The organism is Marinobacter shengliensis (assembly GCF_003007715.1).
Lineage (GTDB): Bacteria > Pseudomonadota > Gammaproteobacteria > Pseudomonadales > Oleiphilaceae > Marinobacter > Marinobacter shengliensis.
The window spans coordinates 368415-386853 of the sequence record NZ_PXNO01000021.1 but is presented as its reverse complement, the minus strand read 5'-3'; the positions used below and the strand labels follow the sequence as shown (position 1 = coordinate 386853).

The following is an 18439-nucleotide window of genomic DNA, read 5'->3' as shown; positions in this document are numbered from 1 at the left end:
AAGTATACCCGACACCCGCCCCTGATCGCGAGGGACCCGATGGCTTATGGCAGATAACGGTTGAGGGCGTCCTCCAGACTGGTGCGGTAAAACAGTGACTGACCGGTCTGGATATCCCGTTGATACAACTGCGGGTCCAGATCGTGGGGCAGGTGCAGGTCGGTGAGATACACCGGATAAGATTCGCCACTCCGGCGCAGCGAACGGATGTAGTGGGCGACGGCGGGAATCAGCCGGTCCCCGTATTCCTGCACACTGAATTCCTGATCGTTGCAGTAGATATCAAACCGTAGGGTACTGTCGCCCTGCTGAACGCCAACCGCCTGCACTTCCAGGCCTGAAGGCGGCGCCATGGTGCTCTGATAGGGCCGAAGCTCGGCAAGCCAGCGGCCGTCGCGGCGAACCATTTCATAGCAGCGGATACCACCTGCCGGGTCCAGGTTATCAGCCTGACGCAACAGGCGCCGTTCCACCAGGTTCTCCAGAAAACGCATCAACGGACCGAGCAAGTGGTTGCGATGCCCTGCCCGCATCGATCGGGTCCACAAACTGCCATGTTCATCGACAACCCAGAGCTGGCCACGGTCACCCTGAAGCAACCAGAACACCTGAATATTGCCCGCTTCGGACGCGGCGCAGACCGCCTTTAGCACCGGCTCGTCCCGCAGGGCATGGCGGTCCGGCACTATTGGCAGATACTCATCCTGCGGCTGCAACAGCGCTGCCAGCAGAGCTTCACGACTGTCCAGGGCGACAAACCCCGGTTCCCGGCCGCTGAACTGCAGCAGGAAATAGCGATGATCCATCTCGATGATGTAACGCAAGGGGTGCGGCCCGGTGCCGCCGGCAAAGAACTGGCGTAATACATCTCCAAACAACTCCCGCACCCGGCGTGCAATGGCGCTGCCATGCCCCCGACTGGGGGCCGCCACGCGGATTTCCGGCAGCTCGGCCGGGTTGATCGCCACCTGAGCCAACACGTTTTTCAGGCACTGGATCAGGGTATCTCCGGCGGCATAGTGCTGCAGACTGATCTCATGCCAGCTGTTCAGGGTAATCTGATCAATGGTCAGCACCAGGTTATCGCGCCCACCGCTGAACCCCAGTGAATCGGAACGGGCACTGAGCTTGTGTAGCCCACGTTCGGTCAGGTGGGCTTGCGGGTCCACCGCCACATTAATCAGCAACAGGTTTTTCAGCGGGCGCACACCTCGGGACAGCGCCTCTCTGGGCGCCGGAGACATGGGCATAGGCAGAAAGCCCGACAACACCTCCACAATGTCTTTAAGTTCGGCCACCGAGGCAACACTCTTGCCCGCCCGGACATTGAGCCGGGTGGAGCGATGCAACAAGCCGTTGCAGTAACACCACACCAACAGCTCCGCCAGATTGCCTGCGCGGCGGATCACCGGTTGCCAGAAGGCGTCGGAGGGATCTTCAAGATCCCGGTACAGCAACCACCCATCACCTTCCCCGCCCTGTTCGGACTGGTGGTGAAAAGACAGGTTTTCCTCCGCCAGCGACGGCACCAGACCAGGGTTAACCAGTTCGATCTTGCCCGCCTTGCGCTGAAAGGCGGCGTAGAGTTTGCGGCCCAGCAGGTTAATGTCATTGGCGCTGATAGCCGCCTGGGTGTGCTGCTCCCGGGCCATGCGCGACAACAGTCGGTAACTGTGGGTAAGCTCCGCCACGATGTTCCGCCTGAGGCCTGTCACCTCTTCTGCCCGCCAGCGCTGGCGATCGTCCAGGGCGCTGAGGCGGTCTTCGCCCCATTCCCACTGCTGCACTAGCTGTCGTAGCAGATCGATTCGCCATTGGTCCCCGGCCATTCCGGCCCGGGTGAGGGGCAAACCCGCCTTCAGGTACAGGCTCCGGCGCACCAGGTCGAGGCGCTCCGGAGCACCACTGGTTAACAGCCATTGCTCCAGGCGCTGATACAGCATGACGTAGGGGTCCAGAACATCGGCACTGGTTTGCCCCTGATACACCGCCTGTTTGAAGCTGGCGGACAATAACGGCTGGGCGGTATCGGTGGCGTAACACTCAATCAGAAACAACTTGAGAATGGCCTTCCAGGGAGCATCAATGCCTTTGTAGAGCTGCCAGATACCGGCGCCGGGGAACTCCTCATCCGGAATCGACGGCACGGCGCCAAAATCAATGTACTCGCTGGCCTTGATGAACCGGCACTCCAGCAAACGCCGGCGGCATTCCCCGTAGTCCGCCTCGGCCTCCGACGGGATCAGCCACCAGAGCGGATAGCGCCCAGCCAGATGGATGCTGGTCCGGTAGAATTCATCCAGCAACAGAAAGTGCTGGGCACTGCCACAGTTCTCTCCGGTGACCTCGGCCCGCTGCCGGCCGGCCCGCCAGTCAGCGGCCGAGAAGACAAACACGTGGAGCTCAACGCCCAGCGTTGCCGCCCATTGCGACAGCTTTTCGGCCTTGCGCTCCAGGCTGCGGATGCCCTGTTCAGACAGATCATCCCGATGACAAAGCCAGGCATCCAGATCACTGGCAACCGAGTGCCCAAGGGTGCCGGGACTGCCCATCAGGAACAGACTGTCGAGATCGGCCTTGCGAAGCCCTTGATCGCGAACACTGAAACTTCGGGCAAAACGGCGCGCGGAATTCAGCACATCGTTACCCGGCGTATAGCCGGCCAGGCCCTGGGGGCAGCTGCCATCAAGATAGCCCGGCAAAGCGGGATGATTCAGATGAAACGCCAGCGGTAACAGTTCAAGCACCACCTGCTGCCGGTAAGTCAGGGCCGAACACGCCCGTTCCCAGCGCTGACGATTGACCAATAGAAACCGGTCCCGCAGCCGCCGCAGGGTTTTTCGGTCGATGCCGTCCTCAAAGTCGAGAACGATGGGCGGTGCGAGAACGGTCAAGAGGGCTCCGGCAAGTGGTTATTTTCGGTCAGATAGTCAGTATGATGAATGAATCGTGGCAAAACCGGTAAAAAAATAAAAGGATGACCCGTTTCCGGTAAACACCGGAACCGGCACCTCCTGAAGAGGCACCTGCGCTGTGAAAGAATTCATTATTCAACGTTATCGGCCGGATCTGTCTGGACCTGTCATTCAGCCAACCCTGCTGCGGGTGGACGACGATGGCCGAATCGCCCACGTCGACCGCCATGCCGAGGCCATGTTCGGCTACGACGCCGGGGCGTTGATCAGACAACCGGTGCAACGCATTCTCGCCTCCCGGCAGGACGATCCCTTTGCCCCGGCCCACCGACACCATCTGGACAACGGCCAGACCGTGCTGGTGACCTTCCGCCACAAGGATGGCTTCTTTTTTACCGCCATTCTGGGCTTGCGCATGGAAATGCGTGATTCAGACCAGGCCGCCAACGCCACCATTTCCCTGAAAGACAGCGGCGACATGGACAGCCGCCTGTTACGACTGGCAGAACAAGGCGCCGGTTTCGGGCTCTGGGAGCTGGATATGACCTCCAATGAGATCAGCTGGTCTGAGGGCATGTACCGTTTGCTGGAGTTGCGCCCCGGGACGGAATTGTCACCCGAACAGGCCTTGTTCTACTGCCAGGTCGGCCAGAACCGCGTGCGTGCCCTGTTCCGCCGCTGCATGCGCACGGGCCGCCCGTTCAGTATGGAGCTGTCGGTACTGACCAGCCGGCAACGTCTGCAACGAGTCATCCTGTCGGGCCGCGCCCTGAAAAGCGGCGGCCGGATCCAGAAGCTCGGTGGCGTGATGGTCAACCACAGTGAAGCCATGCTACACGACCACGCCCGGCAGCAGGCCCAGAGGATTCTGGAAGCAACCGCCAACGCCACGCCAGACCTCGTGGTCGCTGTCGACACCAGCCTGAACCTGTTGCATTTCAACGCTCCCTGGGCAGAACAGTTCCGAAACGCCTTTGGCGCCGAACCAAGGCCCGGCGACAACCTTAAAACCCTGCTTGCCGACTTCACCAACGAACGGCGCATGATTGAGCGCCTGTGGCAACGGGCCTTTGACCGGGAGCACTTCGTGGCCGAGATGCCCCTGAACCGCCAGGGCGAAGGCCTGCCAGTCTACGAATTTCATTTCCAGAATATTCAGGGCCTGCAAGGCGAGGTGGTCGGTGCCGTCCATGTTGCCAAAGACATCAGCAATCGTGTCCAGCACAGCGGCAGCGGCGACTACCGGATGCGCCATGACCCGGTGACCGGATTGATGAACCGGCGCTCCTTTGTCGAGCATCTGGAACGGGCCATGAAGCATAAGCGCAAACGCCAGTCGATGGACGGCTTGCTGCTGCTCGACCTGGACAGTTTTGAACAGTTCAACGAACAGGCCGGCAGTGGCACCTGCGATCGGTACCTGCGTGAATTGGCCGGTATGCTCGGGCTGCGGGTGCGCCAGCGGGACGCCCTGGCCCGGCTGTCCGGTGACACCTTTGCCCTGTTCATAGAGAACTGCCCCGAACCCAGGGCCCGCAAGATTGCCGAGGAAATCCGGGAGCAGATTGCCCAGTTCCAGTTTGAATGGCAGGGCAGACAGTTACAGACCACCGCCAGTGGCGGCCTGCTGATTCTCGGAACCGACGCTCCGCTCCAGCCTGAACAACTACTGACCCAGGCCGCCGACCTGTGCCATACCGCCAAGACCTCCGGGCGCAACCGTATCCACACCACCCAGGCCTTGCCCGGCGAGTTGGCCAATCGGGGCACCGACCGCCAGCTTGAACAGCTGCATCAGGCCCTGGATAATGGCCAGCTGATTCTGGAGTTTCAATCCCTCAAGCCGGTGGCCAGCGTCACCTGGGGTGACCACATTGAAATCCTGTGCCGGATTCCGGGTACAGGCGACGACTCGCCCCTGCTGCCGGAGCAGTTCCTGCCAGTAGCAGAACGGTTTGACCTGGCCAAGCGCCTGGACCGCCAGGTTATCCGACAGACTCTCCAGTGGCTGAGCCAGCATCGACTGTTGGAGCCAAGGCTGAAGTACTGCGGCTTCAACCTGTCGCTGGCCACCATTCTGGATGACACCTTTGCTGATTTCATGGAACAACAGGTGCGCCAGACCCCGTTCCAGGCCCATTGTTTCTGCCTGGAGATCCGTGAATCCCACGCCACCCAGTATCCCGATGAGGTAGCCGTATTATGTGACGCCCTGCACCGGGCGGGGTGCCGGGTTGCCCTGGAAGGGGCGGGGGCATCCGTGGAAAGCTACAGCCTGGCCGCCAACCTGCCGGTGGATATCATCAAACTGGACCGGCGCATCATGAACGATCTGGAACGTGATCCGGTGCAGCAGATCATGGTGGATGCCCTGCATCGGATTGCCGAAACCGCCGGCAAGGAAACCGTCGCCACCTTTATCGAGAACGATGAAACCCTCAGGAAAGTCCGAACCCTGGGCATTCACTTTGGCCAGGGTTACCGTTTGTCACGGCCGCGGCCGCTGGAAGAGCTCAAACCAGCGGAGGTAGAACTCAGCACCGGCCGCATAGGCGGGTAAGCGGTTGCCGGGAGCTGCCTACCAGCCCTCCATCGGGATGCCATGTTCCCTGAGGTAATCACCGTGTTTTTCGAGATAATTCCTGGTTCCTACCTCAAAATCATCCGGGTCACCCGGCACTTCCGTGGCCTGCATACGCATCACCTCGATTTCGTTGCCAATCTGGTTCGAAATCCAGACCACCACAGTACCGCCGGGCGCCAAGCCAATGGTCAGGAGGTTCCGGGGGCCTGAGCGCACATCAACCTGCGTAACATAGGTTGCCGGCTCCCGCATTCGGTCCAGCAGGTCTTCCGGCACCTTAATTATCTTGGTGTAGTACTTCTGCTCCGCGTAGGAAAACCAGTTGACCAGAATCAGTTCCGGAAAGGGGTCAACTCCGGCTCCCTTGCCACGGGGACCATGGGGCCCCTTCCAGCAACACCCCACCGTGCCGATGGGCTGGCGCCAGCTCCGCTCACCCGACTTCTCCAGAAACATGTCGGTCACCCACACTTCATAGTGTTGTGGCGCCGCTATCCTGATCATCCAAAGTGTGTCGTCTGCCTTCGACCACGCCGAACACCCGCTGCCCAACAGGGCGATGGCCACGATGCCCATGGCCAGAATTCTCTGAATCATCATTCGCCCTCTGTCTGTGGATAAACCAGGCGCTCCCCGGAGAGCACCGGTGCATGGGGATGCAATCCCTCTAACTTCGCAGGTGTTCCCGCCACCAGGGTTTCGATGCCGTTGTAGTGTGCGGAGTAATGGATATAGCGTTGGAGCAACAGGTGTTCATGTTCCGTGGTCAATGAAGGGGCGTCGCTCCCTTGTTCAACCTGTTCCAGGAGTTGTTGCAGGATGGGGTTCAGTTCATTTGGCAAGGTATTGTCGGTTCTCCTGGTATCGATATCTTGCAGCGGCGCACCGCTATCGGTGGCCAGCCGATGCATCAACCTCAAGGCCACCTGCGAATACTCCCCCCGCACCTGGCGCAGCATCCGCAACACCAGTTCCACCCGGCCATCCGGCGCCGGGTGCTCCTGGCGCCGGGTAACAATTTCCAGCCGGGCTGGTCCTTCAGGGCCCAGGTCTTTCGGCCAGGCCTGCAATTGTTCGGATTGCCGTACCGGCAGGTTGTCGGGGCCAATCCAGCCTGCGGCCTCTACCTGTTGCCGTTTGGCCTCCAGGTTGTCCCACTGCAGGGTTTTGTCCGGCCAGCGCAGCCGGTCGCGAGGTATCGGCAACCTGGGGCTTAACAGCACGTCCTCGCGCTGGCTGTCGCCGTAACCACCGCCAATATCGGAATGAACTCCAGGCAGGGAGATTTCCCGGAAGTTGGCCGGCAAGCTGCCGTCGCGGCTTCGCAGACTGTTCAGAGCAAAGTTCCTGCGGTGCTCATGGGCGGCGGTCAGGTGCACTGCATGGCGCACCTTGTCCGAACTCAGGTACAGCTTTACCGGGTAGTTGCGGTTGTTATGAGCCGATAAATCACCAGCGGCCGGGTTAACGATGGCGGCCACGGAATCGAATAGTCCCACGAAGCGAATTTCTACTGTCTCCGGCCAAGGAATATGGTTCTGAGCCAGTATCTCGGCGAGCAGGCCGCTTTCCCCCTGATTAATCTCATGCGCAGCGTGGCGGGCCGCAGCAGCCCCCCGACTGAAGCCGAACAGATCCAGGGTCAACCGATTAATAGGTTTGCCTTGTGATGAGACTTTGGCCCGCTCGGAGAGTCGTGAGAAAGCTAATGTCACCTGTGGGACTATGCCAGCCTCTCCCATACCGGTCGCTGCGCTGTACAACGCATCATCCTCACTGGTCTTGGTGCCCGCCCCCCAGGGGCATAGATACTGAAGCGATGGGTAATGGTGTTGCCCGACTCAATTCGACCCTCATCGTACAAATCCCACAACTTAGCCACATTGCTGGGGGCATTGGCATAACTGTCACCCAACATCAGGCCCATCCGCCGCTCACACTCTTCACGGCTAATGGTGTTGCCCTCATAGGGAATCAGGCATTCCTGCTCCAGCTGCTCACCAAAAGCATGGGTATTGGCCGCATTGTTCATGGTGCCGTCGGTAAACAGGCCAACTTCCAGATGAATCTTGGGAGAAGGTTCCCGGGAGGAGTCCTCCTTGGCGCCTTCGGACATCAGAACGGGAGCCACCAACGCGGAAGCCCCTAAGGGCAGGCTCAGCCGGTGGTCATCTTCGCTGCCCTGAGCCGCCTGCTCCTGACGCTGACACTGCCGGTAGTGCGTCGAGAACATATTCACTTCCAGCGCCCCCACCCCCCAGGGGTCGGATTGGCGCAACTGATCGGGGGTCACGCCGCATTCGTTCAGTTGCGCCACCGCGCTCTCAATCGCAGAAGATGTGTATATCCAGCTATCATTTACCCGCCACCGCCCCCCCGGCAGGCGAGCTGTTGTCTGGCTGCCAGGTCACCATGGGGGAGAAGGGGCCATCCCAGCCTTCACAGACCAACATCAGCTCACCGTCTTTCACTGCCCGGTGGACAGTCTCGGCTATGTTGCCTCGGTCACGGTAGTGGTGCCTGAATAACGAGTGCATGTTTGAACGAACATGGTTGTTCTCTTTAACCAGGCGCCTGGCCTTATCGGCGGCGAAAAAGGGGGTTTCAACGAGGGGAAGATCACAGGCTCTCAGCTCCGAGGGCCTGACCAGTTTCATGAAGCTCATCGTCAGCATTCCTTGTTGACGGTAGAAGACGGGTAAAAATGAATCGGCAATCCTAGCCGATATTTCATGTTTATGACAAAACCGCACTTTACGGTTTTGTCATAACTTTTCTACACCGTTCAGTTCAGTCCATGACACACTCCATGGACTCTACACCAGCGTTAGCCCCTTCCGGGCGCGGGCCACCGCCGCACGCACCTGGTTCGGTGCGGTGCCGCCCAGGTGATCACGGGCCTGCACGGAGCCTTCCAGGGTCAGCACGTCAAACACATCCTCACCAATTACGTCGGAGAACTGCTGCAGTTCTTCCAGGGTCATCTCGGACAGATCACGGCTTTCGGCCACACCAAAAGCCACGGATTTGCCGACGATTTCGTGGGCATCCCGGAAAGGCACGCCTTTCTTGACCAGGTAGTCGGCCAGATCGGTGGCGGTAGAGAAGCCCCGCTTGGCTGCTACCCGCATGTTATCGGCCTTGGCTTCGATCGCCGGAATCATGTCGGCGTAGGCCTTCAGGCAGCCCTTGATGGTATCGACGGTGTCGAACAGCGGCTCTTTGTCTTCCTGATTGTCCTTGTTGTAGGCCAGCGGCTGGCTCTTCATCAGGGTCAGCAGACTGATCAGGTGACCATTGACCCGGCCGGTCTTGCCGCGCACCAGCTCCGGCACATCCGGGTTCTTCTTCTGGGGCATGATGGAGGACCCGGTGCAGAAGCGGTCCGGCAGGTCGATGAAATCAAACTGGGCCGAAGTCCACAGCACCAGCTCTTCACTGAACCGGGACAGGTGGGTCATCAGCAGCGCGGCAAAGCTGCAGAATTCGATGGCGAAGTCCCGGTCAGACACCGAATCCAGGCTGTTTTCAGTGGGCCGGTCAAAGCCCAGCAGTTCCGCGGTCAGGTTACGGTCGATCGGATAGGTGGTACCGGCCAGGGCGGCAGCGCCCAGGGGCATCACGTTTACCCGCTTGCGGCAATCCTGCAGGCGATCGGCATCGCGCACCAGCATCTCGTACCAGGCCAGCAGGTGGTGGCCGAAGGTGACCGGCTGGGCGGTCTGCAGGTGGGTGAAGCCGGGCATGATGGTGTCCGCTTCGCGCTCGGCCAGGTCCAACAGGCCAGCCTGCAGGCGGGCCAGTTCCTCGGCAATCACGTCGATTTCGTCCCGCAGGTACAGGCGGATGTCGGTGGCTACCTGGTCGTTACGGCTGCGGCCGGTGTGCAGCTTTTTACCGGTAATGCCGATGCGGTCGGTCAGCCGGGCTTCGATGTTCATGTGCACGTCTTCAAGGCTGACAGACCATTCGAAGCGGCCGGCCTCGATGTCTTCCTTCACGCCTTTCAGACCATCAATAATCTGGTCTCGCTCAGCGTCAGTGAGCACACCCACTTGAGCCAGCATGGTGGCATGGGCGATGGAGCCGGTAATATCATGGTGATACAGGCGCTGGTCAAAACCGACCGACGCAGTGAAGCGCTCAACAAAGGCGTCTGTGGGCTCGCTGAAGCGGCCACCCCAGGGTTTTTCGGAGGATGTGGTCTGGTCAGACTTTTTCTGATCCGTCATGGTCTATCTTTCCTGCTGACAGCCCGGCATCATCACGCCGGCAATGGGTAAGTGAAAATTTGCCGCAGTATAGCATTCTGACCACGGTTAAGGAGACTCCCCTGGCAACCGACAAAGGCATCAACAAGAAGGACTCCACCGACTTCTACGTTCCCGATCTTTGCCGGGTGCGGGCGGTGTTCCTGCTGCTGGTCACCAGTGAGCTTTTTGTCCTGGTGTTGTCTATCGTGCAGGCCGAGCGCGGCTGGATAGACTGGAACTACTTCGGCTTGCTGTCCCTGTTCGTACAGTGGACCACCCTCACCAGTGCCGCACTGATCTGCCTGCTGCGGCCATGGCTGGCGCAAATGAGCGTCGCCCGCGCCACCCTCGCCATTGTGGTCATTGTGCTGCTGGATGTGCTGGCTTTCAGCCTGTTTGCCGACAACGTATTGCACCCGCAGCCGGGGGTTGCGCTGTGGCAGGGCATTGCCAAGAAACTGTTGGTGGCGCTGCTGATCGTGCTGATGGTGTTACGCTACTTTTACCTGCAGGACCAGTGGCAACAACAGCGAGAGGCCGAAATGCAGGCCCGGCTGACGTCGCTGCAGGCCAGGATCCAGCCCCATTTCCTGTTTAACAGCATGAACACCATTGCCAGCCTGATTGCCAGCAATCCGGAACAGGCAGAAGAGGCGGTGCTGGATCTGTCCGAGCTGTTCCGGGCCAGCCTGCGCACCGATGATCAACTGGTACCACTCAGCCGTGAACTGGAGCTGTGCCAACGCTATCTGGCCATTGAAGCCCTGCGCCTGGGAGACCGGTTAAAGCTGGACTGGGACATACAGCCGGGCCTCGAGCAACAGGCCATTCCTCCGCTGACCTTGCAACCGCTGGTAGAGAACGCCATCTACCACGGCATTCAGCCCAGACCCGAAGGCGGCACAGTGCGGATCGAGGTGTACGGCAAAGGCCATTTTGTATACTTGATGGTCCAGAACCCGAAACCGGAGTCCAGCAACCGCCAGCACCAGGGCAACCAGGTGGCCCTTGTTAACATCCAGGCCAGGCTCCAGGCTTTGTTCGGCGAGCCAGCGGTTCTCAAACACAGCCATCAACACAACATCTACACAGTTACCCTCAGGCTGCCCGCAAGGACAGCAAGCTGACAAAACAGACCAGGCGACCGCAGGAGCACCATGAACCAACAACCGCAGCGCATTCTGATCGCAGACGACGAACCCCTGGCCCGGCAGCGCATTCAGCGCCTGGTGGAAGAACTGCCGGAATACCGGGTGTGCGGTGAAGCGAGCGATGGCAATGACGCCCTGCGCAAGGTGGCCGAGCTGGAACCGGATATCCTGCTGATGGACATTCGCATGCCGGGCATGGACGGCATGGAAGCGGCGCACCAGCTGAGCCAGCTCAGCAACCCGCCGGCGGTTATTTTCTGTACAGCCTACGACCACTATGCCATCCAGGCGTTCGAGGTTCGCGCCATCGCCTACCTGCTCAAACCGGTGCGACGGGAGGCTCTGGCAGACGCCTTGGCTCGGGCGGGAAAGGTCAACCGGGTTCAGCTCCAGGCCTTGACCCACAACAGCGACCTGACCACCGAACAGGTTGCCGTGCGCACCCACCGGGGAACAGAACTGATTGATCTTACAGACATCCGCTACTGCGAAGCGGACCAGAAATACGTCACCCTGCACCACAGCCGGGGTGAAACGGTCTGTGATTACACCCTGAAAGAACTGGAGCAGGCGTATCCGGAAAAACTGTTACGCATTCATCGGCATACCCTGGTCGGCGTGCGTTTCATCCAGGCCCTGCGGCGCAACAGCGATGGTCAGAGTATGCTGGCACTGAACGACTCAGACACCCTGCTACCGGTCAGCCGCCGCCATGCCAGCCATGTCAGGCAGTGGTTGCAGGAGCACCAACCCTCCCCCTGAGGGGGTACAGGGCCGTCTACGGCGGGACTTTTTCACTGCCACAAGGTAACCTTGGGGCACATTTTTTCCTACGACTGTGAGTGCCATGTCAACACGAACCCTTCGCATTGCAACCCGCAGCAGCGCCCTGGCGTTGTGGCAGGCGGAATTCATCAAATCCGAACTGGAAAGGCTGCACGATCACATCACCGTGGAGCTGGTGAAGATCAAAACCCAGGGCGACAAGATTCTGGACGTGCCCCTGGCCAAGATTGGTGGCAAGGGGCTGTTTGTGAAGGAGCTGGAAGAAGCCATGCTGGACGGCCGGGCCGACCTTGCGGTGCATTCCATGAAAGACGTGCCCATGGAATTCCCGGAGGGCCTTGGCCTGGTGGCTATCTGTGAGCGGGAAGACCCGACCGATGCGTTTATCAGCAATCAGTACGATCATCTGGACCAACTGCCCCAGGGTGCCGTGGTTGGCACCTCAAGTCTGCGCCGCGAAACCCAGCTCAGGGCCAACCGCCCGGACCTGGAAATCAAGATGCTGCGAGGCAACGTCAACACCCGATTGGCCAAGCTGGATGCCGGCGAATACGACGCCATTGTTCTGGCCAGCTCCGGCCTCAAGCGCCTGGGCTTCCACGACCGGATACGCTACTGCATGCCGGATACTGTCTCGCTTCCGGCCGTTGGCCAGGGCGCGCTGGGTATTGAATGCCGCCTTGATGACAGCGAGCTGCGGGCATTGCTGGCACCACTGAATCACGACGATACTTCTGACCGGGTGAAAGCGGAAAGGGCCCTGAACCGGCGCCTCGAAGGGGGTTGCCAGGTTCCCATTGCCGCCTATGCCCTGCTGGAAGACGACAACACATTGTGGCTGCGCGGGCTGGTGGGTGCTGTCGACGGCACCGAGATTTTTCGGGTAGAAGGCCGCGCGCCCCGTGCCGAAGGCGAACGCCTGGGCCGTGAACTGGCTGAGCAACTGCTGGCTATGGGTGCTGACAAGGTACTGGCTGAGATCTATGGCCACACCCCAAGCTGATCGGAATAGCCAGGCCCTGCCCTTGCAGGGCCGGCGCATACTGATTTGCCGGCCAGAACCCGAAGCCAGCCGCCTGGCACAGGCTTTTCAGGCCGCCGGCGCCGAGGTTCGCCGGATGCCCCTGGTAGTCCGGGAACCGCTGCCGGAAACACCAGAGCGCCGGTCAACCCTTCAGAATCTCGACCACTTCGCTCACATCATTGCCGTCAGCCCCTACGCAGCCAGCTTGCTGCTTGATGAGATCGATCACTGGTGGCCTCAGGTGCCGATGGGCATTCAGTGGTATGGCGTGGGTGCCGGCACCGCCGCGGTGTTCGCCCAGCATGGTCTTAGCCCGAACAAGCCAGACAATGGCTGGACCAGTGAAGCTCTGCTGGCCCTGCCGGGTTTGAAGGATCTAAACCACGAAAAAGTGCTACTGGCGCGGGGAGAAGACGGCCGAGAACTGATCCGGCAGACCCTGGAGCAACGGGGAGCCCGTGTAACGGTTCTGCCCCTGTACCGACGCTTCCGGCCGTACTATGCTGCCAACGACCTAAAAGACAATTTTGCTGGGTTCCGGCCGGAGGTGATTATTGCGCTTTCCGGTGAAACCCTGAACAATCTGGTAGAGGCCGGCAGCGCGTTCCTGCCGACCCTGAACAATGCGCTGGTGGTGGTTCCAGCGGAACGAGTCTCGGAGCTGGCCCGCAAGGCCGGCTTCAGGAGTGTGCTGGTTCCGGACGGCCTGGCTGACCAGGATCTGGTGACCAGCGTGGCTTCCTGGCTGATGCAGGAGGCCGGTAACAACGGTAAACCAAGTAAGGATGCCCGTGACTGAAACAACAAAGCAACTGCCCGCTCCGGTAAACCCTGCCAATTCCGCCCGCGTGCGCCTGTGGCCGGTATGGCTGATTGCCATGCTGGCGCTGATTATTGCCCTGGCCCTCGCGTTCTGGAACTGGCAACAATGGCAAACCCAAAAAACCACCATGCTGTTGATCCAGGAGTTGCGCCAGGATACGGCACAACTGGAAGACCGTTATGGCAGCCGTGGCAGCGAGCAGAGCCAGCGCCTTCAGTCACTGGAAAATAACCTTTCAGCGCAGCGCGAGCTGATCGCCACCCAGCAGCGACAGATTGACCACAACGCCCGGGAACTGCTTGAGGCCGGGAATCGTACCCGTACCGACTGGCTGCTGGCCGAGGCAGAATACCTGCTGCGCATCGCCAACCAGCGCCTGTTGATTGAGAAAGATATCCGGGGCGCCCTGTCTGCCCTGGAATCCGCGGATGAGGTTCTGCGGGAATCCGATGACATCGGGGTTTACCCGGTTCGCCAGCAGCTGGCCCGGGAAATTCTGTCACTGCGGGGCATCCAGGGCGTCGACCGCACCGGACTGTACCTGAAACTGGAAGCGGCCATTGCCAGCATTCACGACCTGACCGACCTGGCCCTGATTCACGATCAGGCCCCCGGCTTCCAGATGACCGAAGACCCGAATGCCCCGACCGATGGCCGCAATATGTTTGTGCGGGGCTGGAATCGTTTCCTCGATACCCTCAAGCAGGTGGTCGTGGTCCGTCGCCTGGACGAACCGGTCAAACCCCTGTTGTCGCCGGACCAGAGCGCCTGGGCTCGCCTTAACCTTCAGTTGATGCTGGAAGAGGCGGAGATGGCCGTGCTTCGGGGCAACCAGCCTTTGTATGAACGGGCCCTGAACAAGGCCATCACCACCGTCAATGACTGGTACGACGCCACCAATCCGGCCATCCAGGGATTGGCGGATACGCTGACGGAACTGGCAGACCGCAATGTGGACCCCACCCTGCCGGATATCAGCCAGTCTCTCGGCTTGCTGAAAGAGCGGCTGGCCGGTCGGCTGGCGACCCGTAATGGTGACGCCTCCGAAACCGAACGCGGGGGCAATGGCTCATGATCCGGCTTCTGCTGCTCCTGCTGGTCGCGCTGCTGGTCGGCACCGCATTATCCCTGGGGCTGACCTATGATCTTGGCTATATTCGCATCAGCCTGGGCCATTACCTGATCGAAACCAATTTCTGGGTGGGCCTCGGGCTGATAATCCTGCTAGTGGTATTGGCGGTTTCTCTGATCAATACCTTCAGGCACCTGCGCCAGGGCACCGGGATGGTGGCCGGCTGGGTATCCCGGGGCAACGAACGCCGGGCCCGGCGCCGCACCACCCAGGGTCTACTGGCACTGGCCGAGGGCAACTGGCCGCGGGCCCGCAAGCTGCTGGCCACTTCCGCTGACAAAGCCGACACACCGCTGATCAACTACCTTGCTGCCGCCCAGGCGGCCTTTGAAACCGGTGACCACGAAGCGGTGGACGAGCTGCTTCGCAAAGCCTATGACAGCACCCCCGGCTCAAATATGGCGGTGGGGCTGACCCAGGCCCAGCTGCAACTGGCGGGCAACCGGCTGGAACAGGCCCTGGCGACCCTGCTGCGCCTTCGCAAGGAGTCGCCCCATCACCCGTTTGTGCTGAAGCTGCTGAAGAACACCTACCTGCGCCTGGAAGACTGGCGTGAGCTGTCCCGGTTGATACCGGAGCTTCGCAAGCGGGATGTATTGCCCGGCAAAGAGCTGGACGAGCTGGAACGGCAGGTATGGCATAACCTGCTGGAAAGGGCCGCAGAAGACACCCAGAAGCTGCGCAAAGACAACCCGGCGGCGTCTCTGGAACCGCTGACCCGGTTATGGGACGAACTGCCCGGCTTTGTGCGCCGGGACGAATACACCATCCGGGATTACGCCAGCCTGCTGGCCAGGCTGGGTGACGAGGCCCAGGCGGAAACCCTGTTGCGCAAAGTGCTGAGAAACCACTGGAGCGACGAGCTCATCAACCTGTATGGGCGGGTAAAGGGCAACCAGCCCGAAGAGCAACTGCTGATTGCCGAACAGTGGCTGAAAGACCGGCCCAACAATGCGGAGCTGCTACTGGCCCTGGGCCGCCTCAGCCTGCGTAACGAGCTCTGGGGCAAGGCAAAAGAGTATTTCCAGACCAGTCTGCACCTGCGCCGGAGCCGGGAAACCCTGGCCGAGTTAAGCCGGCTGAATGCTCACATGGGTGAAGAAGAGGCCAGTATCAAGCTGCTGATGCAGGGCCTGGAAAGCGATAACAGCCTGCCAGACCTGCCCATGCCAAGGGCCTGACACTGGAACCAAAAAGGCCGGATGATTACCATCCGGCCTTTTTGGTTCACCATGGCGGTGTTCAATCCCGCGGAGCGTATTCCAACACATCCGAAAAGAACGCCTGCTTTGGTAACCCTTCAGCCATCAGCGCATCCATCAGGGTGTAGACCATTGCTGGCGAGCCACTGGCATGCACTTCCACATTTTGCCAGTCTGCCCCGGATGCCAGCACGGCACCCACCAACTGATCGTGATGGCCACCCCAGTCGTTGTCCTCGTCGTCACCCACTACCGGGAAGAAGCTGAACGGTGACCAGTCGTCATGCCATTGCTGGGCCAGCGACCGCAGGTACATATCCTCGTGCTTGCGCACCCCCCAGTACAATTTGACCGGGTGCTGGAAACGGGTTTCCTGCAGGAATTCGCACAGGCTTTTCATCTGGGCAAAACCGGTGCCTGCCGCCACCATCAGCACCGGTTTGTCCGGCGCGGCAGCCAGGCACGCCTTGCCGTGAGGCAACTCCACGGTAACATCCTGCCCGGAGGTCAGGGCATCAATCACCTTCTGGGCAGACACCCAGTCTGGCGAGGCCTGGATGTGCAACTCGATATTGCCGGCAGATGGACTGCTGGCAATCGAAAAATAGCAGGGCTCGGCACCTGGAAGATTCACCGACAGGTACTGGCCGGCGTGAAAAGACACCTCGCGGCGCTTCGGCAACTGCAATTCAACCCGATACACATCGTGACTGATGGAGCGCACATCCACCACTTTCGCCGGGTATTGCCGGGGTTGATGATTTCCTGATGCCATAACGGCGGGTATCTCCAGTTTCAGGTCAGTCAGCGCCAGAGTTCGACACATCATTAAACGCTCACCAACCGTGATGAGTTTCTGATTACGGGTATTCAGGGCCTGACCGGACACCAGCCGGGCCTCACAGATTTCACATACGCCATTTCGGCAGGCGGCCGGCACCTGAATACCGGATTCAGCAGCGGCCAGCAGCAAGTCCGTATCGCCTGCCACCTGAAAACTCAGGCCGGATGGCTGAAGCCGAATCCGATGCATCCGGCTGCTCCTGTCAATCGGGGCGAGCGGCGGGAATTTCAATGCCGAGGCTGTCCCACAGGTCGTCCACCCGCCGCTTGACCTCATCGGTCATGGTGATCGCGGTGCCCCACTCCCGATCGGTTTCACCGGGCCATTTGTTGGTGGCGTCCAGGCCCATTTTTGAACCCAGGCCGGACACCGGCGAGGCGAAGTCGAGATAGTCGATCGGTGTATTCTCCACCATCGTGGTGTCCCGAACCGGGTCCATCCGGGTGGTCATGGCCCAGATCACATCTTCCCAGCTACGGGCATTCACATCGTCATCGGTGACAATCACGAACTTGGTGTACATAAACTGCCGCAGGAACGACCATACGCCCATCATCACCCGTTTGGCATGGCCCGGGTACTGTTTTTTCATGGTAACGATGGCCAGCCGATAGGAGCAGCCTTCCGGCGGCAGGTAGAAATCCACAATCTCCGGAAACTGCTTCTGCAGGATCGGAATAAACACTTCGTTCAACGCCACCCCGAGCACCGCCGGCTCATCGGGCGGGCGACCGGTGTAGGTGCTGTGGTAAATCGGGTCTCGGCGGTGCGTGATTCGCTCCACGGTGAACACCGGGAAATGGTCCACCTCGTTGTAATAACCGGTATGGTCGCCGAAGGGGCCCTCCGGAGCCATGTCGTCCGGGTAGATAAACCCTTCCAGCACGATCTCGGCGCTGGCCGGCACCTGCAAGTCACTCAGGCCAGCCTTTACCAGCTCGGTACGGGCACCCCGTAACAACCCGGCGAAGGCGTACTCGGACAACGAATCCGGCACCGGGGTAACAGCGCCGAGAATGGTCGCCGGGTCCGCGCCCAGGGCCACCGCCACCGGATAGGGTTTGTCCGGGTTGGCCCGGCGGAATTCCTGGTAGTCCAACGCCCCACCCCGATGGCTGAGCCAGCGCATGATTAACCGGTTGCGACCAATCACCTGCTGCCGATAGATTCCCAGGTTCTGGCGCTCTTTATTGGGCCCACGGGTGATTACCAGCGGCCAGGTTACCAACGGGCCGGCGTCACCGGGCCAGCAGTGCTGTACCGGAATCTGGTACAGGTCGACCTGGTCCTTGTCGATCACTACGTCCTGGCAGGGCGCCGAGCGGAGCACTTTCGGGCTCATGCGCATCACCTGTTTGAAGATCGGCAGTTTTTCGATGGCATCCCTGAAGCCCTTGGGGGGATCCGGCTCTTTCAGGAACGCCAGCAGTTTGCCAACCTCCCGCAATGCCGCCACGTCTTCCTGCCCCATCCCCAGCGCCACCCGTTTGGGAGTGCCAAACAGGTTGGCCAACACGGGCATGTCGTAGCCTTTCGGGTTTTCAAACAACAACGCCGGCCCACCGGCCCGCAGTGTGCGGTCGCAGATTTCGGTCATTTCCAGGTGGGGGTCGACTTCTACGCTGATGCGTTTCAGCTCGCCCAGTTTTTCCAGCTGGCTGATGAAGTCTCTCAGGTCGTTGTATTTCATGGTGTGCTCCGTTTCTGGTCTACGGTACTACGGAG

15 protein-coding genes are annotated in these 18439 nt (G+C 60.3%); 7 read left to right on the top strand and 8 right to left on the bottom strand.

The annotated features are described in order from the left end of the window. Positions 1 to 44 precede the first annotated feature (44 nt). A complete protein-coding gene (locus tag C7H10_RS07895) occupies positions 45 to 2894 on the bottom strand; it encodes a class I adenylate cyclase (RefSeq protein ID WP_106694425.1) in 2850 nt (949 codons plus the stop codon). A 139-nt stretch (positions 2895 to 3033) separates the two neighbouring features. On the opposite strand from C7H10_RS07895, the gene C7H10_RS07890 reads away from it, so the two are divergent. Then, the gene (locus C7H10_RS07890; RefSeq protein ID WP_106694424.1) at positions 3034 to 5475 is read left to right on the top strand and encodes an EAL domain-containing protein; all 2442 of its coding nucleotides are present in this window, start codon (positions 3034 to 3036) and stop codon (positions 5473 to 5475) included. An 18-nt stretch (positions 5476 to 5493) separates the two neighbouring features. Here C7H10_RS07890 and C7H10_RS07885 read toward each other — a convergent pair whose 3' ends face one another. From C7H10_RS07885 to argH, 5 genes are all read right to left on the bottom strand, one after another. Next, the gene (locus C7H10_RS07885; protein ID WP_341865212.1) at positions 5494 to 6099 is read right to left on the bottom strand and encodes a DUF2931 family protein; all 606 of its coding nucleotides are present in this window, start codon (positions 6097 to 6099) and stop codon (positions 5494 to 5496) included. Continuing rightward, positions 6096 to 7214, bottom strand: a complete 1119-nt coding sequence (locus C7H10_RS07880; RefSeq protein WP_244178220.1) for a T6SS phospholipase effector Tle1-like catalytic domain-containing protein — start codon at positions 7212 to 7214, stop codon at positions 6096 to 6098. The genes C7H10_RS07885 and C7H10_RS07880 overlap by 4 nt, the downstream gene beginning before the upstream one ends. 8 nt (positions 7215 to 7222) lie before the next feature. After that, positions 7223 to 7816, bottom strand: a complete 594-nt coding sequence (locus C7H10_RS19320; RefSeq protein ID WP_244178219.1) for a hypothetical protein — start codon at positions 7814 to 7816, stop codon at positions 7223 to 7225. 37 nt (positions 7817 to 7853) lie between these two features. Then, positions 7854 to 8165, bottom strand: coding sequence for a hypothetical protein (locus C7H10_RS07875; protein WP_106694423.1), 312 nt, complete (start codon positions 8163 to 8165; stop codon positions 7854 to 7856). Between the two features lie 150 nt (positions 8166 to 8315). Beyond that, on the bottom strand, positions 8316 to 9731 hold the full coding sequence (argH, locus tag C7H10_RS07870; protein WP_106694422.1) for an argininosuccinate lyase: 1416 nt from the start codon (positions 9729 to 9731) through the stop codon (positions 8316 to 8318). 59 nt (positions 9732 to 9790) lie between these two features. Here argH and C7H10_RS07865 point away from each other — a divergent pair, with 59 nt between their 5' ends. The 6 genes from C7H10_RS07865 to C7H10_RS07840 all read left to right on the top strand — a co-directional run bounded on the left by C7H10_RS07865 (position 9791) and on the right by C7H10_RS07840 (position 15849). Beyond that, positions 9791 to 10879, top strand: coding sequence for a sensor histidine kinase (locus C7H10_RS07865; protein WP_413774331.1), 1089 nt, complete (start codon positions 9791 to 9793; stop codon positions 10877 to 10879). A 30-nt stretch (positions 10880 to 10909) separates the two neighbouring features. Continuing rightward, positions 10910 to 11665, top strand: coding sequence for a LytR/AlgR family response regulator transcription factor (locus C7H10_RS07860; protein ID WP_061332519.1), 756 nt, complete (start codon positions 10910 to 10912; stop codon positions 11663 to 11665). An 85-nt stretch (positions 11666 to 11750) separates the two neighbouring features. Continuing rightward, positions 11751 to 12692, top strand: coding sequence for a hydroxymethylbilane synthase (hemC, locus tag C7H10_RS07855; protein ID WP_061332518.1), 942 nt, complete (start codon positions 11751 to 11753; stop codon positions 12690 to 12692). Further along, complete coding sequence (locus C7H10_RS07850; protein WP_106694421.1) at positions 12673 to 13512, top strand: uroporphyrinogen-III synthase; 840 nt, start codon at positions 12673 to 12675, stop codon at positions 13510 to 13512. Before hemC ends, C7H10_RS07850 begins: the two co-directional genes overlap by 20 nt. Next, a complete protein-coding gene (locus tag C7H10_RS07845) occupies positions 13499 to 14611 on the top strand; it encodes a uroporphyrinogen-III C-methyltransferase (protein WP_106694420.1) in 1113 nt (370 codons plus the stop codon). The genes C7H10_RS07850 and C7H10_RS07845 overlap by 14 nt, the downstream gene beginning before the upstream one ends. Then, positions 14608 to 15849, top strand: coding sequence for a heme biosynthesis HemY N-terminal domain-containing protein (locus tag C7H10_RS07840; RefSeq protein ID WP_106694419.1), 1242 nt, complete (start codon positions 14608 to 14610; stop codon positions 15847 to 15849). The genes C7H10_RS07845 and C7H10_RS07840 overlap by 4 nt, the downstream gene beginning before the upstream one ends. 61 nt (positions 15850 to 15910) lie before the next feature. On the opposite strand, the gene C7H10_RS07835 is transcribed toward C7H10_RS07840, so the two are convergent. Next, complete coding sequence (locus C7H10_RS07835) at positions 15911 to 16903, bottom strand: 2Fe-2S iron-sulfur cluster-binding protein (RefSeq protein ID WP_106694418.1); 993 nt, start codon at positions 16901 to 16903, stop codon at positions 15911 to 15913. 13 nt (positions 16904 to 16916) lie between these two features. After that, positions 16917 to 18404 (bottom strand): 4-hydroxy-3-polyprenylbenzoate decarboxylase, encoded by a 1488-nt coding sequence (gene ubiD / locus C7H10_RS07830; protein ID WP_106694417.1) that lies wholly within the window; start codon positions 18402 to 18404, stop codon positions 16917 to 16919. Positions 18405 to 18439 lie beyond the last annotated feature (35 nt).